This window comes from Aminobacter sp. Piv2-1, from assembly GCF_037625995.1.
Lineage (GTDB): Bacteria > Pseudomonadota > Alphaproteobacteria > Rhizobiales > Rhizobiaceae > Aminobacter.
The window spans coordinates 71,337-95,637 of sequence record NZ_JARKMU010000014.1 but is presented as its reverse complement, the minus strand read 5'-3'; the positions used below and the strand labels follow the sequence as shown (position 1 = coordinate 95,637).

The window sequence follows — 24,301 nt, the reverse complement described above, 5'->3', positions numbered from 1 at the left end:
CGGCTTCTCCTTGCCTATCGCGCCTGTCCCCGTTTCAGCCGCCGCTCCAGCGACCGCAAGGCCAGCGACAGTCCCACCGTCAGTATGAGGTAGACATAGGCCACGATCGAGTAGGTTTCGAAGAAGCGGAATGAACCCGAGGCATAGACCTTGGCCATCTGCGTGATGTCGGCGACGCCCAGCACCGACACCAGCGACGAATCCTTCACCATGGCGATGAAGTCGTTGCCGTAGGGCGGCAGGATGGTCTTGAACGCCTGCGGCCAGACGATCAGCCGGAAGCGCTGGTAACGCGACAGCCCCAGCGCCTTCGCCGCCTCGATCTGGCCGGTATCGACGGCCTGGATGCCGGCGCGGAAGATTTCGGCGATGAAGGACGAATAGGCGATGGTGAGCGCGATGATCGCCCGCCACAGCAGCGAGAAGTCGCGCACCTGCATGGCCTCGACGAGGCCTGCGGCCTGCAGCGGCGTCGACAACCAGTTCCACGCCGCCACGAAGGCCGGCGCGCCGACGAAGGCGATCCAGAACAAGAGCACCAGGATCGGCAGGCCGCGGATGATCTCGACATAGAACCGCGCGATCTGGCGCAGCACCTTGGAGTTCGACAGCCCGAGCAGCGCGACGAACAGCCCGAGCGCCGAGGCGAGCGCGAAGGCGACGACGGTGACGAACAACGTCACCAAAAGCCCCTTGGCGAGGGTGGCGATGATCTGGCGATAGAGCTCGTCGGACCCGATCGCCAGCGCGGCGGCCACGGCGATGATGCCGGCGGCGACCAGCCACCAGGGGAAATCCGCCTGCGTGCCGGAACGAGGTGACGGCGGCATCTACGGAGCGACCATCTGAGCTGTTGTAGGCGGTGCTTTATGTTGCCCCCTGAGCCTGCCGAAGGGCTGGCCATCTCCCCCGCAAGAGGGAAGATTCGCAGCGCCGGCTCCGACGCCGCTATTCCAATGCAGCAACACGCTAAGATCGCCGCCGTAGGCGATTGGGCGATGCGGGGGCGACTGCCGATCTCCGCCCTTGTGGGGGAGATGGCTGCCAGGCCAGAGGGGGGCAACGTCGAGCACGAACACCGATCCGGGCTGCGACGCGCAATCCCTCACTGCCCCATCTTGTAATCGAGGAACCACTTCTTGTTCAGCTTGTCGAAGGTGCCGTCGGCCTTGAGTGCCGCGATCGCCTGGTTGACCGGCGCGACGAGGTCCGAGCCCTTCTTGAAGATGAAACCGAAATCCTCGCTGCCCAGCGGCTCGCCCACCACCTTGAGCTTGCCCTCGGAGGCGTCGACATAGCCCTGCGCCGCCACGCTGTCGGTCAGCACCAGGTCGACGTCGCCGGCCTTCAGTGCCTGCACCGTGGCGCCGAAGGTCTCGAACAGCTTGATGCGCGGGTTCTGCTCGTTGCCGTCGAGGATTTCGTAGACTGCGGTGTAGAACGGCGAGGTGCCCGGCTGCGCCGCGATCAGGCCGTCCTTGAGGGCGGCGAAGCTCTTGGCGTCGGTGAAGCGGCTTTCGTCGGCGCGCACCAGCATGAACTGCTGCGAAAGCATGTAGGGATCGGAGAAGTCGACCTTCTCCTTGCGGTCTTCCTTGATGGTGATGCCGGTCATGCCGATCTGGTACTGGCCGTCCGACACCGCCTGGATCATCGCGTCCCAGCTGGTGTTCTGGTACTCGACCTTGAAGTTGAGCCGCTTGGCGATCTCGTCCATCGCGTCATATTCCCAGCCGATCTGCTTGCCGGTCTTCGGATCGACGAACTGCAACGGCGGATAGGCGTTCTCGGTCACCACAACGACCGACTTGCCGCCGAGGTCAGGCAGGCTCTGGGCCTGGGCGACGAAGGGCGAAATCACGACGGCGAACGCGCCGGCGAGCGCAAGCTTTAGACTATTCATGGTCAGTTCCCCAAAATGACTAGACGGCTGCGCCGGTCTATTGCGCGAGACTTTAGCTGTCTCAAGCTTGCTTGCAAGCAGGCCGCATGCGTCGCGCCTGAAAGAACTGGAATTCCGTCCCCCCGAAACGAAAAAGGGCGGCTCGAAGCCGCCCTTTTGGAACTTGGTCGCGCCGGCGATTACTCGGCGGCGGCTTCGGCAGCCTTGGCGGCCTCGGCAGCAGCCTTCTTCTCGGCGGCTTCCTGGGCGGCCTTCTCGGCGGCCAGCGCCTCGGCGGCGGCGATCTTCTCGGCCTCGATGCGGGCCTTCTCGGCGTTCGCTGCGTCGCGCTCGGCGTCGTTCAGCTTGCGGGCGCGCACGCCGGTGTTCTCGGAGATACGAGCCGACTTACCGCGACGGTCGCGCAGGTAGTACAGCTTGGCGCGACGCACCTTGCCGCGGCGGACGATCTCGACGCCCTCGATCATCGGCGAGTAGACCGGGAACACGCGCTCCACGCCTTCGCCATAGGAGATCTTGCGGACGGTGAAGTTTTCCTGGAAGCCCGAACCCGAACGGGCGATGACGACGCCCTCATAGGCCTGGACGCGGGTACGCGAACCTTCGGTAACGCGCACCTGGACGCGCACGGTGTCGCCCGGCTGGAATTCCGGCAGGGTGCGCTTGGCTTCGATCTTGGCGGCCTGTTCGGCCTCGAGCTGACGGATCAGATCCATCTCAAAAATCCACTTCTTGTTCTTCCGACAGCCAGAGCGCCCGACGCTTGCCTTGCAGTCCACCTGACCGCTCGGCTATGCCTTCATTCCCTTTCGGGCCTTCCGGCAGGGGCGACTACACCGTCATTGTTGACGGGACTGGACGATCATTCGTCCGGTTCGGGCGGCCACATACCGCTATTTCGCCCATTTGTCACGCCTTTGCGGCGTCTTTTTTGCACGTCCCGCGCGCGAAGCTTCCGCATTTCATGCCGCGCGCGCCCCGGCATCTGCAGTACGGCACGGTCCGGCCACGCGCTGGCTGCCGAATCCTGCTCGAACCGCCGTCGCTAGGGTAGATGCGCAAGCAGCGCACTGAAGATCGCCGCAAGCTCCGCTGCCGGATCGGCGCTCTCCAGCGCGCGCGAAATCCGGTCGCCGCGCGCCTCGACCACCATGCTCGCCGCCTCGAGCAGTTCGGCATCGCTCAGTCCCGACAGCGACAGCGTCGCGATGCCGGCCGCAAGCGCCACAGGCGCCAAAAGCTGCAGCGTCGGCTCGACCTCCGCCACACGCATGTCGCCCTGCAGCGGCTGGCTGGCGCGCAGCTCCACGAGCGTCGCTGCAGCGACCGCGGCCACCGCGTCGCGGCGATCTTCGGGGCCGGCAGCGCGCATCGCCGCAAGCAGTTCCGGATGCTTGCGGCGAACGGCCAGATGCGCCTGCGAAAAACTCGCCTCGTGCAGCAGGGGCGTCATGCCGCCCTTCTGGCGCAGCCAGGATTTCAGCGCGGCGTAGAGGTCGCGGCGGAACAGCCGCTCCCCCTCCGCGCCGCCAACGGTGGCGAAATAGACGTCGAAGCCATGCAGCCTCGCGCCGTCGTCGGGCCTGACGATGGGCAGCAGCGACAGCGACACCGTCTCGGCCATGGTCAGCGTGTCGTCGACCACGCTCGCCGCCCGCCCGATGAGCCGCTCGATCTCAACGGGCGGAGCGAACGGTTCGGTGCCCGGCGGCCGCCGCGGCCCGCCCGGATTGTCGTGCCGGCTCGCCCGGACGAAATGGCGCACGTCGCGCAGGCGATCCTTGATGTTGACGACGACCTCTTCGGAAAAGCTTCTCAGCATGCGCGTTCCTTGCAGCCCGTCTGGCGAGGCTTTCACCGGGGCATTGCAGCATTGTTCGGCCACAACTTCAATTCACGCGCAGCGCACGGGTGCTTGACCTGCGGAGCGTTCCTTGAAAAGTGATGGAATCCGAAGCAGGGGGAGCGGCGTGAGCAAGGGTACAAGAGGTTCGGGCGCGAGGTCGCGCGCCGCGGAGGCTCCAACGGACGCCGACAGCTCCCCCGCCGACAGCCGCGCCGACCGGCTCCGCCTGCGCGCCGCCTGGATGTATTTCATCGAGCAGATGACCCAGAACGACATCGCCGAGGTGCTCGGGGTCGGGCGCGTCACGGTGGTCCGCATGCTGGCCGAGGCGCGCGCGCGCAACGAGGTCAAGATCGCCATCGAGGGCGAGCTGTCCGGCATCGTCAGGCAGGAGCGCGCGATCGAGCGCAAGTTCGGCGTCCAGCGCGCCATCGTGGCGCCGCTGTCGGCCGAGGGCGCGGACCCGATCCCGGCGATCGGCGCGGCCACAGGCAGCTATCTTTCCGAGGCGATGCGCTCGGACATGTCCGTCGGAGTCGGCTGGGGCCGCACCCTGTTTGGCACCCTGCCCTACATCAGCGCCCGGCCGCTCAGCGACTTCCGCGTCATTTCGCTGCTCGGCGGCGTCGGCGTCGCGCGCCGCACCAACCCGGCCGAGTTCGCCTGGCGCTTCGCCCAGGCCTTCCAGGGCGACGGCTATCTGATCCCGGCACCGGCCGTCGTCGACAGCATCGACACCAAGCGCGCATTGATCGAGCGTTGCGGCCTGTCCGAGATCTTCGCGCTGGCCGATTCGCTCGACGCGGTGCTGGTCAGCGTCGGCGACATCGCCTCCGCCTCGACCTTCTACCGCGGCGGCTTCCTTACCGAGGCCGAGCGCCAGAAGCTCGCCGCCAAGGGGGCAGTGGGCGACCTCCTGTTCCATTTCTTCGACCGCGACGGCAACCTGGTCGACCACCCGATCAACGACCTGGTGATGTCGGTCGACGTCGACCGCATCCGCCGCGCGCCGCTGCGCATCCTGACTTCCGGCGGCACCGACAAGATCGACGCCCTGCTCGGGGCGATGAAGCTGGTCAACCCGACGGTGCTGATCACCGACGAGCACAGCGCCCGGCGCATGATCGAGGCCCCCTGAGCGACTAGGGCTGGCGCGGGAGCGCGGACCCCGGCCTACCGCCCCCTGATCCGCGGATCGAGCGCATCGCGCAGACCGTCGCCGATGTAGTTCACGCTGAGAACGGTCAGCGAGATGGCGAGGCCCGGCCAGAGCACGCGCTGAGGGTAGAGCTGCATGTACTCCACCCCCTCGAACAGCAGCCGGCCCCAGGTCGGAAAATCGGGTGGGAAGCCGAGGCCGAGAAAGCTGAGCGCCGATTCGGTGATGATGGCGCTGGCGATGCCGAGCGTCGCCGCGACCATCACCGGCGAGATCACGTTGGGCAGGATGTGCCGCAGGATCATGCGGTGCGGCGGCGTGCCGATGGAGCGCGCGGCGAGCACGAACTCCCGCTCCTTCAGGGCCAGCACCTCGCCGCGGACGATGCGCGCCGCCTGCATCCAGGAGGTCGCGCCGATGGCGCTGACGATCAGCACGAAGGTCCCTGTCTCCGGCCCGAGGGCCCTCGCCAGCGCATCGCGGAAGAGGAAGACCATGACCAGCAGCAGCGGCAGCAGCGGCAAGGCGAGGACGAGGTCGGTGAGCCGCATCAACGGCCCGTCGAGCCGCTTGAACAGGCCCGCCAGCACGCCGACAGTGGTGCCGAGAAGGACCGCGATCGACATGGCGACGAGGCCCACGGCGATCGAGACCTGGCCGCCCGCCATCACCCGCGCGAGCATGTCGCGTCCGAGCTGGTCGGTACCGAGCGGCCATTCGAACGAGGGCGGCTTGTTCCGCGTCATGATCATCTTGGCCGCGTCGGGATTGACGTAGGTCGGATCGACCGCCCAGACGAGCGGCCCGACGGCCACGAAGGCAATCAGCGCGAGGAAGACGAACATCCCGCCGAGCGCGCCGCCATGGGTCTTGAACTGCATCCAGACGTCGCGCCAATGGCTGCGTGGCTTTTCGACGAGGGTGGCTGCGGCATCAGTCATAGCGGATCCTCGGGTCAAGGATGCCGTAGAGGATGTCGGCAACCAGATTGAAGAACACGATCAGCACGGCGAAGATGAAGGTAAGCGTCTGGACCGTGGGCAGGTCGCTGGCGTTGATCGCGCCGATCAGCGCGGTGCCGAGCCCGTTCACCTTGAACACCTGCTCGGCGATGATGGCGCCGCCGAAGATCGTCGGGATGCCGAGGGCGATCACCGTCACCACCGGAATGAGGCTGTTTCTCAGGACATGCTTCAGCACCACCACCCGCTCGCCCATGCCCTTGGCGCGCGCGGTCCGGACGTAGTCCTGCCCGAGGTTCTCGAGCATGGAGGAGCGCATGTAGCGGCTGATCTCCGTGGCGTTGTGAAGTGCCAGCACGGTGACCGGCAGGGCCATCTGCATCACCTGCTTCTTGAAGGAGGCCCAGTCGGTCACCTCAAGCGTCGTGTCGTAGATCGAGGGGAACCAGCCGAGATTGACCGAGAAGACGATGATCAAGAGCACGCCGGTGAAGAAGGTCGGAACCGAAGAGCCCACCATCGCGACGAAGGTGCCGAGCTGGTCGAACCAGGAATATTGCCGGTAGGCCGAATAGATGCCGATGGGAAGCGCGATGAGGATGCCGACGACATAGGCGGTGCCGATCACCATCATGGTCTGGGGCAGGCGCTGGCCGATGATGTCGAACACCGGCGTGCGGCTCTGCCAGGAGAGGACGCGCTGGGCGTTGCCCGCGAGGTTCGTCCCCAGCCAGCCGTCGATGACATAGGCGGGCTCGATCAGGAAGAACTGCCTGAGCCAGAGCAGGTAGCGGACAACGACGGGCTCGTTCGCGCCCATGGCTTGCATCATCCGTTCGCGCACCTCGGGCGGCACGGTCCGGGGAATTTCCGACATCGGGCTGCCGGGCGCCAGATCGACCAGGAGGAAGATCACGAGGCTGATCAGCAGAAGCGTCGGGATGGCAAGCAACAGCCTGCGGATCACAAAAGTCAGCATGGTCGTCGGCGGTCCAGGGGGTGCGGCGGTCTGGTTGCGTCGGCGGGGCGGGGCGGGACCGTCCGGCCCCGCCCCGCCCGTCACATCACTTGATGCGGTACCAGTCGGACACGTTCCACAGCTCGCTGTCCCAGGCGTTGAGGACCACCCCGCCCAGCGTCTTCGCCTTGGCCGAAAGGCGGGCTCGATCGACCAGCGGAATGCTCACATAGCCGTCCTTGGTCAGCAGGTCGTTCATCGAAATGACGATCTTGGCGCGCTCGTTGATGTCGCTGGTCTTCGACAGCTGCGCCAGCAGCTCCTCGTAGCGCGGGTCGCAGAGGCGGTTGATGTTGGTGCCCCGCCAGCCGTTGCCCGGTCCCGGGATGTTGCCGCAGACATATTGCGCCAGATAGGATTCGGGATCGGTGCCGTCGTAGTCGAGGGTGTCCAGCTGGGCCTCGGCGTAGAACCTCTGGTAGGTGTCGGGCGTGCCCGGATCGCCGCCGAAGAAGACGCTGGGCTCGATGGCCTTCAGTTCCGCCTCGACCCCGATCTGGCTCCACCAGCCCTTGACCAGCGCCTGGAAGTCCTGGCGCACCGCATTGACCGAGGTCTGGAACAGCAGCGAGAGCTTCTTGCCGTCCTTGTCGCGGATGCCGTCGCCGTTGCTGTCGGTCCAGCCGGCCTGGTCGAGCAGCGCCTTGGCGCCCTCGACGTCCTGCACCAGGCAATCGGTGTTGGGGCTGGCATAGATCGCCGGGGCGGGGATCACGTTGCAGGTCGGCCGGCCCGCGGCGCCATATCCGACCTCGACCAGCAGCTTGCGGTCGATGGCCATGGACAGCGCCTTGCGCACGCGAACGTCCGACAGGATCGGGTGGGGGTTCTTGATCGTGGAGCGCTCGCCCTCGGGCAGGTCGGGCGAGGGGTCGGTCAGGTTCAGCTCGATCCGCTCGACATTGTTGCTGAAGGCCGAGATCAGCTCGCCCTTGCCGCCGGCTGCCATCTGGGCCTGGAACTCGGGATTGATCTGGGTGTTCCAGGCGTAGTCGAACTCGCCCGTCTCCAGCACCGCGCGGGCCGACGCCCTGGCATCGCCGCCGCCCTTGAGCGTCACCGTGGCGAAAGCGGGCTTCGCCGGATCGCGGTAGTTCGGGTTGGCGGCCAGTTGCACGACGTCGTTGACCTTGAAGTCGGTGACGGTGAAGGGGCCGGTGCCGATGGGCTTGGTATTCTGCTCGGTGCAGGCCTGGGCCGCGGCACCCGTGCAGGCCGCGAACTGCGCCTTCTGCAGGACGGGCGAGGCCGCCCCGACGAAGGCATTGAAGGGATTGGGCTTCGGCGCGGTGAAGGTGATCTTGATCGTCTGCGGGTCGACGGCTTCGACGGTCTTGATTCCGGTGAAGCGCGCGGCCTGCGAGCAGCCCATGTCGGCGTTGGTGCAATATTCATAGGTGAAGACCGCATCGGCGGCGGTGACGGGCGTTCCGTCGGACCATACCAGCCCCGGGGTCAGCTTCCAGGTGATGGTGGTGAGGTCCTTCGAGATGCCGCCGTTCTCGATCGAGGGGATCTCGCTCACCAGGCGCGGGATCAGGTCGCCCTTTTCGTTGAAGCCGGCGAGCGGCTCGATGACGAGGCTCGCCCCGTGCACATCCTTGGTGCCCGAGGACATATAGGGGTTCATGACCGACACGGCCTGGAAGTAGAGAATGTTCACATTGCCGTCGGTGGCGCGCTGGGCAAGGGCGGCGGGCGCGAGGCCGATTAGGGCCGTTGCCGCCGCTGTTGTCCCGAGTAGAGCCGTTCTGAAGTTCATTGGTTTCCTCCCTGTAGGTTGTGCTCGTTGGCCTTGGTCGCGCCGGTTGATCCGGCGGATTTCGTTACGCGGTGGCAGGCGACGAAGCGCCCGGGTGCGACCTCCTGGAGCCGGGGCGCAACGCCGTGGCAGCGCTCCTGCGCTTCGGGACAGCGGGTGCAGAAAGTGCAGCCCTTCGGCGGATTGGCGGGTGAAGGGACGTCGCCCTTCAGGATGATGCGCTTGCGGGCGCCCTCGCGGCTCGGATCGGGCTCGGGCACGGCGGAGAGAAGCGCCTTGGCATAAGGGTGCAGCGGCTCGGAATAGAGCGCCTCGCGCGGCGAAAGCTCGGCGATCTGGCCGAGATACATCACCGCCACCCGGTCGGCGATGTGGCGCACCATCGACAGATCGTGGCTGATGAACAGGTAGGTGAGCCCGAACTTGTCCTGCAGGTCTTCGAGCAGGTTCACCACCTGCGCCTGGATCGAGACGTCGAGGGCCGCGATCGGCTCGTCGCAGACGACGAACTTCGGATTGAGCGCGAGCGCCCTGGCAATGCCGATCCTTTGCCTCTGTCCGCCCGAGAACTCATGCGGATAGCGGTTGGCGAAGCGGCGGTTCAGGCCCACCGCATCCATCAGCTCGTAGATGCGGGCAAGTTTGTCGTCGCGGCTGAGCGCTGTGTGCTCGTCCAGCGGCTCGCCGATGATGGCGGCGACGGTCATGCGCGGGTTGAGGCTCGCCTGCGGGTCCTGGAAGACCATCTGCATCATGGGCCGGGCCTTGCGCAGTTCCGACGGCGAAAGAGTGGCCACGTCCACTCCGCCGATGGTCACCTGGCCGCTGGTGATCTCGCAAAGCCGCAGCAGCGCCCGCCCCACGGTGGATTTGCCGCAGCCCGTTTCCCCGACGAGGCCGAGCGTCTCGCCCTCCATGATGTCGAAGGAAACGCCGTCCACGGCCTTCACGTCGCCGGTGTGGCGGCGGAAGACGCCGGTATGGATCGGGAAGTACATCTTCAGGTCGCGGACTTGAACCAGGGGCTTCGCCGCGGGGCCGGTCGCATCAAGCATCGGCGGTTTCCGGATTCCAGTGGCAGGCAACGTCATGGCCGTGATCGATCGGCTTGTCGTCGAGTGGGCGGCGGGCTGGATTTTCCGTCGCGCAGCGGCCAAAGGCATGGGCGCAGCGGCTGCGGAAGGGACAGGCCGAAGGGGCTGCGCCAAGCATCGGCGGCTGCCCTTCGATCACCTGGAGGCGCGCGGCCCGCGCGCCCGAAAGCGTGGGAACGGCCTTGAGCAGCGCCCGCGTGTAGGGATGGCGCGGATTGCGGAAAAGCTCCTTGACCGGCGCCTGTTCCACCACCTGGCCGCCATACATGACCATCACCCGATCGGCGATGCCCGCGATGACGCCGAGATCATGGGTGATCCAGACGATGGCCATGCCGAGTTTCCGGCGCAGTTCCGCCACCAGCTCGAGGATCTGCGCCTGGATGGTGACGTCGAGGGCCGTCGTCGGCTCGTCGGCGATCAGCACCTCCGGGTCGCAGGCAAGCGCCATGGCAATCATCACCCGCTGGCGCATTCCGCCCGAGAACTGGTGCGGATAGTTCTTCAGCCGCCTCTCGGCATCGGGGATGCCGACGAGCACCAGGAGCTCGGCCGCGCGCCGTCTCGCGTCGGCCTTGCTCATCCCCATGTGGCGGCGCAAGGGCTCCATGATCTGGTCGCCCACCGTGAGAACCGGGTTGAGGCTGGTCATCGGGTCCTGGAAGACGAAGCCCACGCGCGCACCCCGCACGCGCCGCAGCTCGACGGGCGAGAGCTTCAGGATATCCTTTCCGCCGAGCAGGACCTCGCCCGAGCGTACCTCGGCAGGGGGCGACGGCAGAAGCCCGATCAGCGACATCATCGTGACCGACTTGCCCGAACCGCTTTCCCCGACAACGCCCAGCAACTCGCCGGGCTTCAGGTGAAAGCTGACCTTGTTGACGGCATGGATATCTCCGCCTCTTGTGCAAAAGACGGTCTCGAGCCCTCGAACATCGAGGACGGCCTGCGCCCCATCGGGCATATGATATTCCCCTAGTATTTTGTTTTTATTTTTATTTCAGTTCTCACATCCTCTGCGATCGGCAAATCACGAAGGTGCGTGCTGATTTTTTGGAATCCATATCCGGTTTTACTCAGGCATTGACAACAAATAATCGTGAAGAACCTTCCAGTAATCTCAGTCTGGACTCCGTACTTGAAATCATATGGGTAGATTGGCCTTGTTTCGTACTTGGGAACGCCCGTGTGAACTCAACGTGGGCGAACGGTTTTTGTTGTGCCTGGCGCAGCGAAGTGGTTCGGCGGTGCGTTGCGCACGCGGGTTCGTCATCCTGCCGCTCACAGTCGCCGGCATGATACGTTCGCAGAACAACTTGACGCGGAAGGGGCTTGCCGGCGCAATGGGGAACGGCCGCGCCGCCAGGACCTGGTGTGCAATCAAGCGGGCAACGACACCGGAGACCGCCATGCCTGCAAAAGGCTGGTCACCCGATTCGACGTTCGCCGATGATCGACCGGACATATGGGATCGGCAGCCCTGCCCACCGACAAGACCGCCCCAGAAACGACGAAGGCCGCGGAGAACCGCGGCCTTTTTCGTGGAGTAATTGGAGCGGGTGAAGCGATTCGAACGCTCGACCCCAACCTTGGCAAGGTTGTGCTCTACCCCTGAGCTACACCCGCTCGCCGCGGCTCGCCGCCGCAACGGCGCCTATATGGCCGAAGAGCGCCGTGAATGCAACAGGGTATGAGCGCTCTTTTTTCATCTTTTTTCGCAGGCGCGGAAAACCGGGTGTTGACCCACGGGAAGGCTGCCGCGACGGCACGGGCAGGCTTGTGTCGGCTCCTGGCATTGCCCATAAACCGTAGCGCACAGCAATCCGGGCGAGATTCCATGACAGCTCCAGCGACCCCCAAGACCCAGGCCGAACTGATGGCTTTCCTCGACGGACTGGGGATCGCGGTCAGGACGCGCAACCATCCGCCGCTGTTCACCGTCGCCGATTCGCAGGCGCTGCGCGGCGAGATCGCGGGCGGGCACACCAAGAACCTGTTCCTCAAGGACAAGAAGGACAATTTCTTCCTCGTCACCGTCGCCGAGGAGGCCGAGGTCGACCTCAAGCAGATCCACCACCTCATCGGCGCATCGAGCCGCGTGTCCTTCGGCAAGCCGGAGGCGCTGATGGAGCTGCTCGGCGTGATCCCGGGTGCCGTCACCGTCTTCGGCCTGATCAACGACACCGCGGCGCGGGTGAAGGTCGTGCTCGACAGCAGCCTGATGGAGAACGAGGTGGTCAATGCCCACCCGCTGACCAACGAGGCGACGACCTCGATCGGCCGCGACGATCTCTTGCATTTCGTCCGTGCGACCGGCCACGACCCTGTTATCTTGAAAGTCTCCGGCTGATCGCCACATGCTTGGCTTTAACGGCCATTGCGAGCGGCCGCCTCTACCGAAAGATCGAAGATGAGCAACCAGAACAATCCCTTCGGCGGCGTCAGCGGCCAATACTCCACCAACGTGCAATATGCCGGCGCGCCGGCAGCCGGTGCGGCGCCGGCGTCCGATCTGATCAAGGACACCACCACCGCCGGCTTTGCCGCCGACGTCATCCAGGAATCGCGCAAGCAGCCGGTGCTGGTCGACTTCTGGGCGCCCTGGTGCGGGCCGTGCAAGCAGCTGACGCCGGTGATCGAGCGCGTGGTGCAGGCCGCCGGAGGACGCGTCAAGCTCGTCAAGATGAACATCGACGACCATCCCGCGATCGCCGGCCAGCTCGGCATCCAGTCGATCCCGGCCGTCATCGCCTTCAAGAACGGCCAGCCGGTCGACGGTTTCATGGGCGCGGTGCCCGAGACCCAGATACGCGAATTCATCGACCGCGTCGCCGGCAAGGGCGGCGGCGCCCAGGTCGAGGACGCAATGGCGGCGGCAGCGGAAGCCCGCGCCGCGGGCGACCTGCAGGCCGCGGCCCAGATGTACGACGCCGTGCTGGCGCAGGCGCCCGACAATGTCGACGCCATCGCCGCGCTCGCCGATCTCCTGTTCGAGGCCGGCGACAGCGCGGGGGCCGAGGAAGTTCTGGCCCAGGTCCCGGAGGGCAAGAAGGATGCCGCCCCGATCGCTTCGGTGCGCGCCAAGCTGGCGCTGGCCGAGCAGGCCGCCAGCCTGGGCGACGCCGCCGAGCTGGAACGCCGCATCGCCGAAAACCCGAAGGACCACCAGGCGCGTTTCGACCTCGCCATGATCCAGAATGCCAAGGGGCAGCGCACCGAGGCGGCCGACAATTTGCTCGCCATCGTCAAGGCCGACCGCAGCTGGAACGACGACGGCGCCAGGGCGCAGCTCCTGCAGCTGTTCGAGGCCTGGGGCATGACCGACGAGGTGACGCTCGCCACCCGGCGCAAGCTGTCGTCGCTGCTGTTTTCGTGACGATTGGGCGAAACGGGCTTGCGGCGCGCCGGAACCGCCCCAGATAGAGATCGGCAGGGGGTACCATGCAGGCAGGAAACGCGCACTACAGGCTCGGCACCGATCTCCCGGCGACTGTCCCGGTGTTTCCGCTGACGGCCGCGCTGCTTCTGCCCGGCGGCCGCATGCCGCTGAACATCTTCGAGCCGCGCTACCTGCAGATGGTCGATGCGGCGATCGGCGGCTCGCGCCTGATCGGCATGATCCAGCCGGCGCTCGATGGCACGCTCATGGCCGACGGCGAGCCCGAGCTTTGCCCGGTCGGCTGCATCGGGCGCATCACCTCCTTCACCGAGGCCGGCGACGGGCGCTACCTGATTTCGCTGCAGGGAGTGTGCCGATTCCGCGTGGTGCAGGAGATTGCGGTCAAGACCCCCTTCAGGCAGTGCAAGATCGCTCCCTTCGTCGCCGATCTCGCCGAGGACAGGGCGGCGACCGACATCGACCGCCCGGCGCTGCTGCGCGCCTTCCGCGCCTATCTGCAGGCCAACGAACTCGAGGCCGACTGGGAAAGCGTCAGCCGGGCCGACAATGCGATGCTGGTCAATGCCCTGTCGATGATGGCGCCCTATGGCGCCGCCGAAAAGCAGGCGCTGCTCGAGGCTCCCGACCTCAAGACCCGCGCCGAGACGCTGATCGCAATCACCGAGATGACGCTGGCGCGTGACAACGATGATTTCGGTTCGAGCCTGCAATAGGCGCGGCCGAGCGACGGAACCGCGTGACCGAATCCCGCCATGCTTCGGGGGAACGATGCGGGACGGAAATGGCAGCATCCGGATGCGACGGGCGCGGCGGAACGGAAGCGGTCGACAGGCGGAGGTGCGGATGGCCGAAACGAAGGGACGCGGCATCGACGTCAAGCTGCTCGAGCTGCTTGCCTGCCCGCTGACCAAGGGGCCGCTCGTCTGGGACGCCGAGCGCGGCGAACTGGTCTCGCGGCTGGCGCGGCTCGCCTATCCCGTCCGCGACGGCATCCCGGTCATGCTGCCTTCCGAGGCAAGGCCGGTCGACGAGGCGGAGACGGGAACCAAGCGGCGGCCGTCGCCAGAATGAGGCGGGGCCTGAACACCCATCGGGGTGATAGCATTCTCCCGCATCGGTAAAGCCCGCATCATTGAAAATTCCGGCCCTTAGGCATGACGCTGCTCGCCTTGCGGGCCAAGGTTTCGTAGCTCTGCAGCATGCGCGGGTCGCGCGCCGCCTTGTTCGCGGCACTTGCCCGCCCTTCCGGCGAAGACCCGGCGCCTGCCTCCGCACTTGGCTGCAATTCCTCCGACATCGCCGCCAGCCAGTGCGTCAGGTCCTCCATCTTGTCGGCGACGATGTGGATCACGCCCGATTCCGTCTGCAGCTTGCCGGTGACCCGAATGAACTTCGCCCCCATGATGACGGGTCGGAAGCGCTCGAAGACGCGCGCCCAGACGATGACATTGGCGATCGAATGCTCGTCCTCCAGCGTGAGGAAGATGGCGTTGCCCTTGCCCGGCCGCTGGCGCACCAGCACCAGCCCGGCGACGGAGACACGCCGCCCGCCGGGCACCGAGCCGAGCCGCGCGTTGGGCGTGATGCCGGCACGGTCGAGATGATGCCTGAGGAAGGCCACCGGATGCGCCTTGAGCGACAGGCCGAGCGAGCGGTAGTCGTGGATGACGTGCTCGCCGAGCGGCATGCGCGGCAGCTGCGTCTCGGGTTCGTTGTCGGCCAGCTGGACATCGGGGCGGTCGAACAGCGGCAGCATCTCGGCGGCACTCTTGCCGTCGAGCGCCCGCACGGCCCACAGCGCCGCGCGCCTGTCGACGCCGATCGAGCGGAAGGCATCGGCCTGGGCGAGCAGCTCGATCTCGCCGACATCGAGTCCCGAACGCAGCCAGACATCCCGCACCGAGACATAGCCCTTGCCGCGCCGCTCGACGAATGCCCGCATCTTCTTGTCGGAAAGCCCCTTGATCTGGCGGAAACCGAGCCGGACGGCATGGCTGGTCTTGATGACGTCGCGCATTTCGGCGTGGCGCGGCTGGATGCGTTTTGGGTCGAATCCCGAACGCTCCAGCGTACAGTCCCAGACGGAATGATTGACATCGACCTGGCGGATCTCGACGCCGTGGTCCTGCGCGTCGCGCACCAGCTGCGCCGGCCTGTAGAAGCCCATTGGCTGCGAGTTGAGGATCGCGGCGCAGAAGACATCCGGATAAAAGGCCTTGAACCAGCAGGAGGCGTAGACGAGCAAGGCGAAGGACGCGGCGTGGCTTTCCGGGAAGCCATATTCGCCGAACCCCTCGATCTGCTTGAAGCAGCGCTCGGCGAAGTCTGCAGGGCACCCTTTCGCCATCATGCCATCAATCATTTTTTTGCGGTGGTTGCCGATCGTGCCAGTGCGTCTGAAAGTAGCCATAGAACGGCGCAGCTGATCCGCCTCTCCGGGCGTAAAACCGCCGACCTCAATCGCAATTCGCATTGCCTGCTCTTGGAACAGCGGCACGCCGAGGGTTTTATCAAGTATCTCCTTCAGTTCCGGAAGCGCATATTCCACCTGCTCCTTGCCTTGCCGGCGACGGAGGTAGGGGTGCACCATGTCGCCCTGGATAGGACCGGGACGGACGATCGCCACTTCGATCACAAGGTCATAGAACTTGCGGGGCCGGAGTCGCGGCAGCATCGACATCTGCGCCCTGCTCTCGATCTGGAAGACGCCGAGCGTGTCGGCGCGGCAGATCATGTCGTAGACGCGGGAATCCTCTTTGGGGATATTAGCCAGCCCCAGCTGTCTGCCATATTCATCCCTGACGCCATAATGAGCCTCAAGCAGATCAAATGCGCGTTTCAGGCAAGATAACATTCCAAGCGCAAGGATATCGACCTTCAGTATGCCAACGGCATCGAGGTCGTCCTTGTCCCATTCGACCATCTTGCGTTCGTCCATCGCCGTCTTGACGATGGGTACGATCTCGTCGAGCCGGTCCTTGGTGATGACGAAACCACCGACATGCTGCGAAAGGTGTCGTGGAAAGCCCATGATGTCATTGGCGTGGTCGATGATATGTCTGGTCAGCGGATCTGCCTTGTCGAGGCCACCCGCCCGCGCCTCCTTCTCGCCAAGTTCGGATGAGTACCAGCCCCAGATAGAAGCTGACAGCGCACCCCTGATGTCATCCGATAGCCCCATGGCTTTGGCAACTTCGCGCAGCGCGGAACGACCGCGATAGGTGACAACGGACGCGGCGAGGGCAGTGCGTTTTTCGCTGTATTTTTTGTAGATGTAGGCAATGACCTCATCACGTCTTTCGTGCTCGAAATCGACATCGATATCCGGCGGTTCGTCCCGCTCCGTTGAAACAAACCGCTCGAAAAGAACATCCGTAAGGGAGGGGTCCACTTCCGTGATCTCAAGGCAAAAGCAGATGACGGAATTGGCCGCCGAGCCACGTCCCTGGCAGAGGATATTCACGTCCTCGGACCGAGCGAAGCGGACGATGTCGCGGACCGTGAGAAAATAGCGTGCGTATTTCTTATCGGCGACGATCCCAAGCTCGTGGCGGATAAGGCCTTGTACTTTTTCGGGAATACCCCTTGGGTATCGCTTCTGGGCGCCCTCCCAGGTCAACCTTTCCAGTTCGACCTGAGGATCCACCCCGGCCTCGGTCGTTTCATCGGGGTAGTTATGCTTCAATTCTCCGAGCGAAAACCCGAGCGTCTCCTCAAAATGCAGCGTCTCTGCCAAAGCCGCCCCATGGCTGCGGAAGAGGCGGGCAAGGTCCGGGAAGGGCTTTAGGTAACGCTCGGCATTGGCGGCGAGGGTGAAACCGGCTTCGCCGACCGGTACATTCAAGCGTATGGCGGTCAGGACGTCCTGAAGCGAGCGCCGTTCCGCAATATGGTAGAGGGCATTATTCGTGGCCATGAGTGGCAGCTTGACCGCTGTGCTCAAGGCGGCGGCCTGCTCGATCCTGAAACGATCGTCGCCACGATATTCCGGCGAAACCGCCAGCCAGAGATTTGTGTCGAAGCGGCCCTTCAGCAGCCGCAGCAGGGACATCTGGTCCTGTACCGCCTCCGACACGTCGGGAAAAACGGCAAGCGACAGACTATCGCCCCATTCAAGCAGGTCTTCATGGCGCAGGTCCGGCGCACCCTTCTCGCCGCGCATGTTGGCCTGGGTCAGCATACGACAGAGATGACCCCAACCGTTGCGGTCCTGCGGATAGGCAAGCATGTCGGGCGTGCCGTCCGAAAAGACCAGCCGGCATCCCGGATGATAGGTGAGGCCGTCCACCTTGGACTGCTGCCAAGCGCGGACGACACCTGCCACCGTGTTGCAGTCGGCAAGACCGATGGCCGAATACCCCTGAAGCTTTGCCGTGGCGACCAGTTCCTCCGGCGTCGACGCCCCGCGCAGGAACGAGAAATTCGACTGGATGCCGAATTCGGCATAGGCGGTTGCAGCGACTGCGTTCATGCGAAGACCCCGTGCAGGAACCAGCGCGGCACTGCCTGTGCGCTGTAGAGGCCCTGCCTGTAGAGCCAGTAGCGGCGGCCCTCGGCGTCCTCGATGCGGTAATAGTCGCGCGTCGGCGCGTCCGCCCCTTCCCGCCACCATTCGGGCGCGATGCGCTCCGGCCCTTCGGCGCGGGCCACGCGATGCAGTGCCCGGCGCCAGCGGAAGTTGAGCGGCGGACCGTCGGGCACCTCGGTCGCGGGAACGTCGATGGGCTCGGGCTGCCGGAACAGCCGGATCGGACGGTCGGCCTCCCGGGAGCGCCTGCCGGCAGGCTGCACCTCCCTGGCCGGGCGCCCGGCTGCATCCTTGCGAGCCTCTTCCCGGGCGTAAGGGATGGCGGGCGCGGCGCGTTCCGGCAGGTGGCTCTCGACAGCAACGGCTTCGAGAACCGCGGCATCGCCGAGGCGCGCGCCGACCCGGTCGGCAAAGATCGCCAGTTCCTCACCACCATCGTCGACCTCGCCGGCGAGGTCGGCCTGGCGGGCGTCGAACCGGGCCGTCGACAGAGCCGAAAGGCGCACGAGATCGAAGCCGTAGCCGGCATCAATGGTTTCGCCCAGTACAGCAAGCCGTTCGTGGAACAGCCTCTGCACCAGGGCCGGCTCGCGGATGGGGCGCGAGGCGCCGACCGTTATGCGACTGACCATACCGTCGACCCTGAACAGCAGAAGCTCGAGCGCCCGAGCGCCCTCCTCCCTGCGTTCGAGATCGACCTTGAGGGTGACGGCAAGCAGGCCGACCAGCCGCTCGATATCGTCGATGAGCGACAGGGGATCGGCGAGGTGCCGTTCGACCGAAAGCGGTGCCACCGGCAGTCGCGGCGAGATCGCCTCTTCGAGCCGGCCGAGCGCCTGGTCGAGGCGCTCGATGAGCTCCGCCCCGAAACGGCGGACGAGCGGCGCGCGCGGCCCGTCCATGATGGAACCCACTGTCCTCAGCCCGACGCTCTCGAGGCTCGTCTTCGTCCTGGCATCGATCCTGAGCGCCGAAAGCGGCAGGCAGGCGAGGAAATTGCGCTCGCTGCCCGGCGCCAGGATATGGCCGGTGGCGAACCTGGCTGCGGCCCATGCCGCCCCCGGCGTCGAGGCGAGACCGGCCCGCACGCTGAAGCCCTGGTGGAAGAAGCGCGTCATCAGGTCGTTGAGCAGCGCCTTTTCGCCGCCGAAGAGATGGGCGCAGCCGGAGATGTCGAGGAACAGTGCGTCCGTGCCATCGAGAGCGACGAGCGGCGTGTAGCGGTCGCACCAGTCGGCGAGCCCTTCGAGCAACCTGCGATCGGCCTCGGGATCGGCTTCGACCACGTCGATGTCGGGATGCATGGCGCGCGCCTCGGCTATGCCCATGCCCGGCTTCAGCCGGAGCGCCTCAGCCCGCGCGTCGAGGCCGGCGATGCGCTGGGTGTTGCTCTCGCGATGGCTGGTCACCAGCGGCTTCACCAGTTGCGGGCTTGAACGCCAGGATCGTCCCAGCCGCCGCCTGAGTACGCGTTCGGCCGCGAGATGGGGTAGCCACAGCGACACGATTCTCTGGGGTATCTCTTCTTTCTGCGAGGGTTCGTGCATCAGGGTTCCATTCCAGAATGAAGCTGCCGGGCAGAGCCGTGCGGCTCTTGCCGATCTCGACGGCGAATGCGGGTGCTGCGATCGAACCGGCCAGCGGCCCGAGAAGCGTTTGCCGCAGGGTGGCCGACGCAGGTGCTGCGACCAGCCTGACGGGCGCGGCCGTGGGCTCCGGCTCGGCCGACTGGCGCAGCAGGAAGACGGGACGGCCGCTGTCTTGCGCCCGCCGGTGCAGGCGGCGCGTCGCAGTGAGGTCGACGCCGCGCGGATTGCCCCGCATCTCGACCACGATTGTCGCGATCTCCTCGATGCGGGCCGCCTCCTCGGCGATCCAGAGCACGTCGGCCGGCTTCGGCGCCTCGGCAAGCAGCAGGCTTTCGGCAGGAATGCCGAAGAACCTTGAAAGGCCCGGCGCATAGGGCAGCCCCGCCTCGCGGAAAATCTCGGACGTGCCGACCCACAGGACCAGATCCTGCGGCCGCGACCGCTCCTTCAGCATGCGGCTGACGAAACAGAGCGCGAGCCCTGCGGCGGCGCCGGCATTGCGGGTCTCGGCCGCGTGGATCTCGGTCAACGCCGCCTTCGGCAACCCTCCACCCAAGATTTCGTCGAGGCGCTCGACGCCGGTCGGCAGGAAGAAGTCGCGCGCCGAGGCAAGACCGTTGCGGCGAACCAGGAGACAGGCAGCCGGCTGGCCGGCGGAAGACTGGCCGTCGGAAGGTGGGGCCAGCCTTTCGGCCAGCGTCCCCTCGATCTTCGCTATCTTCTGGCGCAGGGCAAAAACGACGTCCCGCGCCACGGCGCTGGTCGCCATGCCGGTCTGCCTTCCTCAGTGTGTTCCTGTTATGTTCTTATAGATTCCAGAGCCATCGGGGAGAGTCAAGCCGATTCGATGAGAATCTATTCCTCTCAGGGCAAGCACCTCCGGCCCTAAATCATCCCCGCCACGGCAAAGGCCTCGTAAGGCGTGCGGTGAAAGGCTATATGCCCTCAAAAGGAAAAAGAATGGCCCGCATCTACAAGACCCGCGCCTGGCACGACCAGCTGTCGCCCTCGATCGAGGAGATGGAGCTCCTGGCGCTCGAAGCCTATGCCCACCTGCCGGAAGAATTCCGCGCCCTCACCGGCGACGTCGTCATCCAGATCGCCGAGTTCCCGACCGACGAGATCATGGACGACCTGTCGCTGGAGACGCCCTTCGACCTGCTCGGCCTGTTCGAGGGGCGCGGCATCGCCGAGCGCTGGAACCCGCAGACCGGCGAAGGCCCCAACCGCGTCACCCTCTACCGCCGGGCGATCCTCGACTACTGGGCGGAGAACGAGGAGACGCTGGGCGACATCGTCACCCATGTGCTGATCCACGAGATCGGCCACCATTTCGGCCTTTCCGACGACGACATGGAAAAGCTGGAAGCGTCGGTCGACTGAACGCGGCGCCTCCCCCGCATTCACCCGCTCAGAAATCGCCGAGCTTGATGGCGGGATCGTATTCGACGCCGTCGACGTCCTTGACCACGGCCTGGCCGCAGCGCATGGCCTTGGTCTCGGCATCGAAGGAATAGGTGGGCGAGCCGAACAGGTGCCAGCCCTTGTCCAGCGCCGCCGTCACCTTGTGGCAGAAGGTGGCGTCGTCGGGGCCGGTCAGGAAGCGGTAGAGTTTCATGCTTGTCTCCGCGTCGAGCTGTCAGTTCTTCAGCTTCTCGATCATCGCCGCCCGGGCGAGCAGCCTTTCGGACTGGGCGAGATGCAGCCGCTCGACCATCTTGCCTTCGAGCGAGATTACACTGCGCCCGGCATTTTCCGGAAGCGCGAAGGCATCGACCACGGCGCGCGCCTCGGCAAGCGCCTCGGGCGAGGGCGAGAACGCCTCGTTGGCGGGGCCGATCTGGGCGGGATGGATCACCGTCTTGCCCGAAAAGCCCATCGCGGCCGCCTCCCGGCATTCGCTCGAAAAGGCATCGAGGTCGCGGAAATCGTTGGAGACGCTGTCGAGCATGTCGACGCCGCCGGCCCGCGCCGCGAGCACCATCTGCATCAGCCAGGCCTGCAGGTAGCGGCGGTCGGGCGTGAGCATCACGCCGGTGTCCTTGGCGAGGTCGTTGAGCCCGGCGACCAGGCAGGCCAGCCGCGCGGCGGGATCGCGGCCGAGCTCGGCGATGGCGGCGATGTTGACCAGCGCGCGCGGCGTCTCGATCATCGCCCAGAGCCGGACGCCGTCGGGCGCGTCGTTGTCGTCGAGCACGTCGCCCGCCTCGATGATGTCGCGCGGCGTCGCGATCTTGGGCAGGAGCACGCCGTCGATAGCCCATCCGCTCGCCGCGGTGAGATCCTCCACGCCCCAGGGGCTCGCCAGCGAATTGATGCGGACGAGGAATTCGCGGTTGCCCGCCGGCCTTTCGGCGAAGAAGCCCGCCAGCCTGTCGCGCGCCACAGCCTTGTGCTCGGGCAGCACGGCGTCCTCCAGGTCGAAGATGACGGCGTCGCAGGCAAGCTGCGGCAACTTGGCGATCGCCTTCTCGTTGGTGGCGGGCACGAACAGCGCCGAACGGCGGGGGCGGGACGGAGAATGTGACATCTGGTCTTCTTGCCCGGCAATGCTGGCCCTTGCAAGTGCTTGCCGGGCGGTGGCGTAACTGCTTTTCTCCTCCATCCGAACAGACGGAATCATTTCATGGCACGCTACGACGTGGTCATCATCGGCGGCGCGATCGTCGGCAGCTCGATCGCCTACTACCTCCGCGACGAGGGCTTTACCGGCTCGATCGCGCTGGTCGAACGCGATCCGCAATTCGCCACGGCCGCGACCACGCTGTCCTGCGCCTCGATCCGCCAGCAGTTCTCGATCCCCGAGAACATCCGCCTGTCGCAGTTCACGCTCGGCCTGTTCCGGCGGCTGAAGGACGAGTTCGGCGCGGACGCCGACATCGGCTTCCGCGAGGGCGGCTACCTGATCCTGGCCGGCGAGAACGGCCTGCCGATCCTCAAGGCCAACCACGAGGCGCAGATGGCCGAGGGCGCCGACATCGTGCTCGAGGACGCCGGACAGCTCTCGAAGCGCTTCTCGTGGATCTCGACCGAAGGCATTTCCGCCGGCGCCTATGGCCGGACGGGCGAAGGCTGGTTCGACGCGCATGCCATGCTCGGCCTGTTCCGCAAGGCGCTGAAGACCAAGAACGTTGACCTGATCACCGCCGAGGTCGCCGGCATCGAGCGGCAGGGCAATCGCGTCGTGGCCGTGACGCTGACGAACGGCGAAAGGCTCGAAGCCGGCACCATCATCAACGCCGCCGGCCCCAACGCCGGCAAGGTCTCGGCCATGGCAGGCCTGGTGCTGCCGGTCGAGCCGCGCAAGCGCAACGTCTTCGTGTTCGAGGCGCGCGACCGCTTCGACGACATGCCGCTGATGGTCGACCCGAGCGGCGTCTATGTCCGGCCTGAGGGCTCGGTCTACATTACCGGCGGGGCCGAGAGCGAGGACGGCGAGCAGGCGGCTGATCCGCAAGACTTCAACCCCGACTGGCCGCTGTTCGAAGAGGTGATCTGGCCCGTGCTCGCCACCCGCGTGCCGGCCTTCGAGGCGATCAAGCCGACACGCGCCTGGGTCGGCCACTACGACTACAACGCGCTCGACCAGAACGCCGTCATCGGCCCGCATCCAGAGGTCGAAAACTTCATCTTCGCCAACGGCTTCTCCGGCCACGGCCTGCAGCAGGCGCCGGCCGTCGGCAGGGCATTGGCCGAGCTCATCGTCCATGGCGGCTACCGCAGCATCGACTGCTCCGCCTTCGGCTACCAGCGCATCGCCGAGGGCCGGGCGTTCCGCGAGCTGAACGTGATCTAGCTTTCTGCCCCTCATCCCGAGGGTGTCGAAGGGTGAACTGATCGAGGATGAGGGTCGACGGGGAGCGGAGTGGGCAATCGGCCATGGCTCAACGCTGATCTCTCCTCCCTGCCCGTTCGGTACGCCATCGACGTGCTTGCGGTCGTTTCAAGCGGATGTGCCTTCGTGCCTGAGGGATGCGCCGAGCCCATAGACGAGCCGCCCGGCCTGGCGCACCAGCCGGGATTTGGTCATGTGGGAAGCCGGCGCATGGGGCGCGCCTTCCTGATACTATGTATGCGGCACGCCGCCATGCGTCCGCCGGTGCTCTTGCCCCACCCTCGTGCCGTGGAAACGCATTTTCGCGCGACGGCTGGCGGGGCCCTGGCCTGGGGGCTCAACACCCAGCGACGCCACCGTTAGCGCCACCGGCCAGGACACCGTCTCCCCCACCTGATACCCGGTGCGCGCACCAGGCTTCCCGCGAGGGAGATGAGCTGATCTTAAGCCGGCTGCCGAAGGCGTGGAGAAATCGGCTCGAAGTTTTTTCGAAGTGCGAGCGATAACAATAAGTTATCTCGGCAATGCGCGGGAATTCATCCCCCGCCCGCGAGCCCCGCCGGCGGCCGAAAGCTGCAAGCGACCGGGGAAAATGAAAGAGCCGTCGCGGGCTCGGACCCGGACGGCTCAGTCGTACCCGGCACGAATGCCGGATCAGCTTTCGCTCCCGCCGCCCATATCGCCGCCGGCTTCGACCGGCAGAGAGGCGAGACCGCGGATGAAATCAAACAGTAAAGGGCCGCTTTGCCATATTCGCCTCCATCGGTACTCGCAACGATGGAAGCGTAGGCCGATGCCGCAGAGGCGTCCACAAAGGCCCTAAAAGGTGGTTAACCATAAGATAGGCGAATTCGACGAATTTGAGCGTTCGCGAGTCGGACGGCCCGAATATTGCTTTTCAGAAGCGGCGGTCGCCTGCGAGGCGTCGCGGGCGACCGCCGCTCCACGCGTCTAGCGCATGGTCATGAGCTTATCCATCAGTCCGCGCTCGACCTCCATCGAGGGTTTCGCCTCGACCGACGGATAGCCGATGTCCTTGAGCTGTTCGGGGCTGAGCGCCTCGATCACCTTGCGGCTGCGGACGAGCCGATACCAGTCTTCGATCGCGGCGAAACGCGTGGCTGCGGCTTCGACGAAGCGTGCGGTGAAACCGGATGCCGGCAGCTTGTGGCCGGAATATGCCGAGTAAGCCATCGTGGCCTCCC

Annotated in this window: 22 protein-coding genes and 1 tRNA gene; 7 read left to right on the top strand and 16 right to left on the bottom strand. The window is 65.7% G+C overall.

Going from position 1 to position 24,301, the window contains the following annotated elements:
- Nucleotides 1–14: 14 nt before the first annotated feature.
- The 4 genes from AmiPiv_RS22230 to AmiPiv_RS22215 all read right to left on the bottom strand — a co-directional run bounded on the left by AmiPiv_RS22230 (nt 15) and on the right by AmiPiv_RS22215 (nt 3,725).
- On the bottom strand, nt 15–830 hold the full coding sequence (locus AmiPiv_RS22230; protein ID WP_340040955.1) for an amino acid ABC transporter permease: 816 nt from the start codon (nt 828–830) through the stop codon (nt 15–17).
- 275 nt (nt 831–1,105) lie between these two features.
- Complete coding sequence (locus AmiPiv_RS22225; RefSeq protein ID WP_340040953.1) at nt 1,106–1,903, bottom strand: basic amino acid ABC transporter substrate-binding protein; 798 nt, start codon at nt 1,901–1,903, stop codon at nt 1,106–1,108.
- Between the two features lie 179 nt (nt 1,904–2,082).
- The gene (rplS, locus tag AmiPiv_RS22220) at nt 2,083–2,619 is read right to left on the bottom strand and encodes a 50S ribosomal protein L19 (RefSeq protein ID WP_340040951.1); all 537 of its coding nucleotides are present in this window, start codon (nt 2,617–2,619) and stop codon (nt 2,083–2,085) included.
- 329 nt (nt 2,620–2,948) lie between these two features.
- Nucleotides 2,949–3,725, bottom strand: coding sequence for a hypothetical protein (locus AmiPiv_RS22215; protein WP_340040949.1), 777 nt, complete (start codon nt 3,723–3,725; stop codon nt 2,949–2,951).
- Between the two features lie 148 nt (nt 3,726–3,873).
- Between AmiPiv_RS22215 and AmiPiv_RS22210 the strand changes: the two genes are divergently transcribed.
- On the top strand, nt 3,874–4,887 hold the full coding sequence (locus AmiPiv_RS22210) for a sugar-binding transcriptional regulator (protein WP_340040947.1): 1,014 nt from the start codon (nt 3,874–3,876) through the stop codon (nt 4,885–4,887).
- A gap of 35 nt (nt 4,888–4,922) precedes the next feature.
- On the opposite strand, the gene AmiPiv_RS22205 is transcribed toward AmiPiv_RS22210, so the two are convergent.
- From AmiPiv_RS22205 to AmiPiv_RS22180, 6 genes are all read right to left on the bottom strand, one after another.
- Nucleotides 4,923–5,849: an ABC transporter permease gene (locus tag AmiPiv_RS22205; RefSeq protein ID WP_340040945.1), complete on the bottom strand. Its 927-nt coding sequence runs from the start codon at nt 5,847–5,849 to the stop codon at nt 4,923–4,925.
- Complete coding sequence (locus AmiPiv_RS22200) at nt 5,842–6,849, bottom strand: ABC transporter permease (protein ID WP_340040943.1); 1,008 nt, start codon at nt 6,847–6,849, stop codon at nt 5,842–5,844. Before AmiPiv_RS22200 ends, AmiPiv_RS22205 begins: the two co-directional genes overlap by 8 nt.
- 85 nt (nt 6,850–6,934) lie before the next feature.
- Entirely contained in the window at nt 6,935–8,650 is a 1,716-nt protein-coding gene (locus tag AmiPiv_RS22195; RefSeq protein ID WP_340040941.1) for a peptide ABC transporter substrate-binding protein, read from the bottom strand.
- Nucleotides 8,647–9,705, bottom strand: coding sequence for an ABC transporter ATP-binding protein (locus tag AmiPiv_RS22190; RefSeq protein WP_340040940.1), 1,059 nt, complete (start codon nt 9,703–9,705; stop codon nt 8,647–8,649). Before AmiPiv_RS22190 ends, AmiPiv_RS22195 begins: the two co-directional genes overlap by 4 nt.
- Complete coding sequence (locus AmiPiv_RS22185; protein ID WP_340040938.1) at nt 9,698–10,708, bottom strand: ABC transporter ATP-binding protein; 1,011 nt, start codon at nt 10,706–10,708, stop codon at nt 9,698–9,700. The genes AmiPiv_RS22190 and AmiPiv_RS22185 overlap by 8 nt, the downstream gene beginning before the upstream one ends.
- Before the next feature lie 587 nt (nt 10,709–11,295).
- A tRNA-Gly gene (locus tag AmiPiv_RS22180) sits at nt 11,296–11,370 on the bottom strand.
- 211 nt (nt 11,371–11,581) lie between these two features.
- Between AmiPiv_RS22180 and AmiPiv_RS22175 the strand changes: the two genes are divergently transcribed.
- The 4 genes from AmiPiv_RS22175 to AmiPiv_RS22160 all read left to right on the top strand — a co-directional run bounded on the left by AmiPiv_RS22175 (nt 11,582) and on the right by AmiPiv_RS22160 (nt 14,215).
- Nucleotides 11,582–12,094: a prolyl-tRNA synthetase associated domain-containing protein gene (locus AmiPiv_RS22175; RefSeq protein ID WP_340040936.1), complete on the top strand. Its 513-nt coding sequence runs from the start codon at nt 11,582–11,584 to the stop codon at nt 12,092–12,094.
- Between the two features lie 60 nt (nt 12,095–12,154).
- Nucleotides 12,155–13,120 carry a thioredoxin gene (gene trxA / locus AmiPiv_RS22170; RefSeq protein ID WP_340040934.1) on the top strand — a complete coding sequence of 322 codons (966 nt, stop codon included), beginning with the start codon at nt 12,155–12,157 and terminating at the stop codon, nt 13,118–13,120.
- 65 nt (nt 13,121–13,185) lie between these two features.
- Nucleotides 13,186–13,857, top strand: coding sequence for an LON peptidase substrate-binding domain-containing protein (locus AmiPiv_RS22165; RefSeq protein WP_340040932.1), 672 nt, complete (start codon nt 13,186–13,188; stop codon nt 13,855–13,857).
- Between the two features lie 130 nt (nt 13,858–13,987).
- Nucleotides 13,988–14,215: a Trm112 family protein gene (locus AmiPiv_RS22160; RefSeq protein ID WP_340040930.1), complete on the top strand. Its 228-nt coding sequence runs from the start codon at nt 13,988–13,990 to the stop codon at nt 14,213–14,215.
- Nucleotides 14,216–14,273: 58 nt separating this feature from the next.
- Here the strand turns inward: AmiPiv_RS22160 and AmiPiv_RS22155 are convergent, their stop codons facing one another.
- The 3 genes from AmiPiv_RS22155 to AmiPiv_RS22145 are packed head-to-tail and all read right to left on the bottom strand — an operon-like array spanning nt 14,274 to nt 20,030.
- Nucleotides 14,274–17,615, bottom strand: a complete 3,342-nt coding sequence (locus AmiPiv_RS22155) for an error-prone DNA polymerase (RefSeq protein WP_340040928.1) — start codon at nt 17,613–17,615, stop codon at nt 14,274–14,276.
- Nucleotides 17,612–19,081, bottom strand: a complete 1,470-nt coding sequence (locus AmiPiv_RS22150) for a DNA polymerase Y family protein (protein ID WP_340040926.1) — start codon at nt 19,079–19,081, stop codon at nt 17,612–17,614. The genes AmiPiv_RS22155 and AmiPiv_RS22150 overlap by 4 nt, the downstream gene beginning before the upstream one ends.
- Nucleotides 19,023–20,030, bottom strand: coding sequence for an ImuA family protein (locus tag AmiPiv_RS22145; protein ID WP_340040924.1), 1,008 nt, complete (start codon nt 20,028–20,030; stop codon nt 19,023–19,025). Before AmiPiv_RS22145 ends, AmiPiv_RS22150 begins: the two co-directional genes overlap by 59 nt.
- 191 nt (nt 20,031–20,221) lie before the next feature.
- Between AmiPiv_RS22145 and AmiPiv_RS22140 the strand changes: the two genes are divergently transcribed.
- A complete protein-coding gene (locus tag AmiPiv_RS22140; RefSeq protein ID WP_340040922.1) occupies nt 20,222–20,644 on the top strand; it encodes a metallopeptidase family protein in 423 nt (140 codons plus the stop codon).
- A gap of 28 nt (nt 20,645–20,672) precedes the next feature.
- Here the strand turns inward: AmiPiv_RS22140 and AmiPiv_RS22135 are convergent, their stop codons facing one another.
- Both AmiPiv_RS22135 and AmiPiv_RS22130 read right to left on the bottom strand, forming a co-directional pair.
- Nucleotides 20,673–20,879: a DUF1737 domain-containing protein gene (locus AmiPiv_RS22135; RefSeq protein WP_340040920.1), complete on the bottom strand. Its 207-nt coding sequence runs from the start codon at nt 20,877–20,879 to the stop codon at nt 20,673–20,675.
- A 21-nt stretch (nt 20,880–20,900) separates the two neighbouring features.
- Nucleotides 20,901–21,791: an HpcH/HpaI aldolase/citrate lyase family protein gene (locus AmiPiv_RS22130; protein WP_340040918.1), complete on the bottom strand. Its 891-nt coding sequence runs from the start codon at nt 21,789–21,791 to the stop codon at nt 20,901–20,903.
- A 96-nt stretch (nt 21,792–21,887) separates the two neighbouring features.
- On the opposite strand from AmiPiv_RS22130, the gene AmiPiv_RS22125 reads away from it, so the two are divergent.
- On the top strand, nt 21,888–23,057 hold the full coding sequence (locus tag AmiPiv_RS22125) for an NAD(P)/FAD-dependent oxidoreductase (RefSeq protein WP_340040916.1): 1,170 nt from the start codon (nt 21,888–21,890) through the stop codon (nt 23,055–23,057).
- A 990-nt stretch (nt 23,058–24,047) separates the two neighbouring features.
- On the opposite strand, the gene AmiPiv_RS22120 is transcribed toward AmiPiv_RS22125, so the two are convergent.
- On the bottom strand, nt 24,048–24,290 hold the full coding sequence (locus tag AmiPiv_RS22120) for a DUF1127 domain-containing protein (protein WP_340040914.1): 243 nt from the start codon (nt 24,288–24,290) through the stop codon (nt 24,048–24,050).
- Nucleotides 24,291–24,301 lie beyond the last annotated feature (11 nt).

What these genes read in the sequence shown, in the direction of transcription:
- AmiPiv_RS22230 (WP_340040955.1), bottom strand. Translation starts at nt 830, where the DNA reads ATGCCGCCGTCACCTCGTTCCGGCACGCAGGCGGATTTCCCCTGGTGG.
- AmiPiv_RS22225 (WP_340040953.1), bottom strand. Translation starts at nt 1,903, where the DNA reads ATGAATAGTCTAAAGCTTGCGCTCGCCGGCGCGTTCGCCGTCGTGATT.
- rplS (WP_340040951.1), bottom strand. Translation starts at nt 2,619, where the DNA reads ATGGATCTGATCCGTCAGCTCGAGGCCGAACAGGCCGCCAAGATCGAA.
- AmiPiv_RS22215 (WP_340040949.1), bottom strand. Translation starts at nt 3,725, where the DNA reads ATGCTGAGAAGCTTTTCCGAAGAGGTCGTCGTCAACATCAAGGATCGC.
- AmiPiv_RS22205 (WP_340040945.1), bottom strand. Translation starts at nt 5,849, where the DNA reads ATGACTGATGCCGCAGCCACCCTCGTCGAAAAGCCACGCAGCCATTGG.
- AmiPiv_RS22200 (WP_340040943.1), bottom strand. Translation starts at nt 6,849, where the DNA reads ATGCTGACTTTTGTGATCCGCAGGCTGTTGCTTGCCATCCCGACGCTT.
- AmiPiv_RS22195 (WP_340040941.1), bottom strand. Translation starts at nt 8,650, where the DNA reads ATGAACTTCAGAACGGCTCTACTCGGGACAACAGCGGCGGCAACGGCC.
- AmiPiv_RS22190 (WP_340040940.1), bottom strand. Translation starts at nt 9,705, where the DNA reads ATGCTTGATGCGACCGGCCCCGCGGCGAAGCCCCTGGTTCAAGTCCGC.
- AmiPiv_RS22185 (WP_340040938.1), bottom strand. Translation starts at nt 10,708, where the DNA reads ATGCCCGATGGGGCGCAGGCCGTCCTCGATGTTCGAGGGCTCGAGACC.
- AmiPiv_RS22175 (WP_340040936.1), top strand. Translation starts at nt 11,582, where the DNA reads ATGACAGCTCCAGCGACCCCCAAGACCCAGGCCGAACTGATGGCTTTC.
- trxA (WP_340040934.1), top strand. Translation starts at nt 12,155, where the DNA reads ATGAGCAACCAGAACAATCCCTTCGGCGGCGTCAGCGGCCAATACTCC.
- AmiPiv_RS22165 (WP_340040932.1), top strand. Translation starts at nt 13,186, where the DNA reads ATGCAGGCAGGAAACGCGCACTACAGGCTCGGCACCGATCTCCCGGCG.
- AmiPiv_RS22160 (WP_340040930.1), top strand. Translation starts at nt 13,988, where the DNA reads ATGGCCGAAACGAAGGGACGCGGCATCGACGTCAAGCTGCTCGAGCTG.
- AmiPiv_RS22155 (WP_340040928.1), bottom strand. Translation starts at nt 17,615, where the DNA reads ATGAACGCAGTCGCTGCAACCGCCTATGCCGAATTCGGCATCCAGTCG.
- AmiPiv_RS22145 (WP_340040924.1), bottom strand. Translation starts at nt 20,030, where the DNA reads ATGGCGACCAGCGCCGTGGCGCGGGACGTCGTTTTTGCCCTGCGCCAG.
- AmiPiv_RS22140 (WP_340040922.1), top strand. Translation starts at nt 20,222, where the DNA reads ATGGCCCGCATCTACAAGACCCGCGCCTGGCACGACCAGCTGTCGCCC.
- AmiPiv_RS22135 (WP_340040920.1), bottom strand. Translation starts at nt 20,879, where the DNA reads ATGAAACTCTACCGCTTCCTGACCGGCCCCGACGACGCCACCTTCTGC.
- AmiPiv_RS22130 (WP_340040918.1), bottom strand. Translation starts at nt 21,791, where the DNA reads ATGTCACATTCTCCGTCCCGCCCCCGCCGTTCGGCGCTGTTCGTGCCC.
- AmiPiv_RS22125 (WP_340040916.1), top strand. Translation starts at nt 21,888, where the DNA reads ATGGCACGCTACGACGTGGTCATCATCGGCGGCGCGATCGTCGGCAGC.
- AmiPiv_RS22120 (WP_340040914.1), bottom strand. Translation starts at nt 24,290, where the DNA reads ATGGCTTACTCGGCATATTCCGGCCACAAGCTGCCGGCATCCGGTTTC.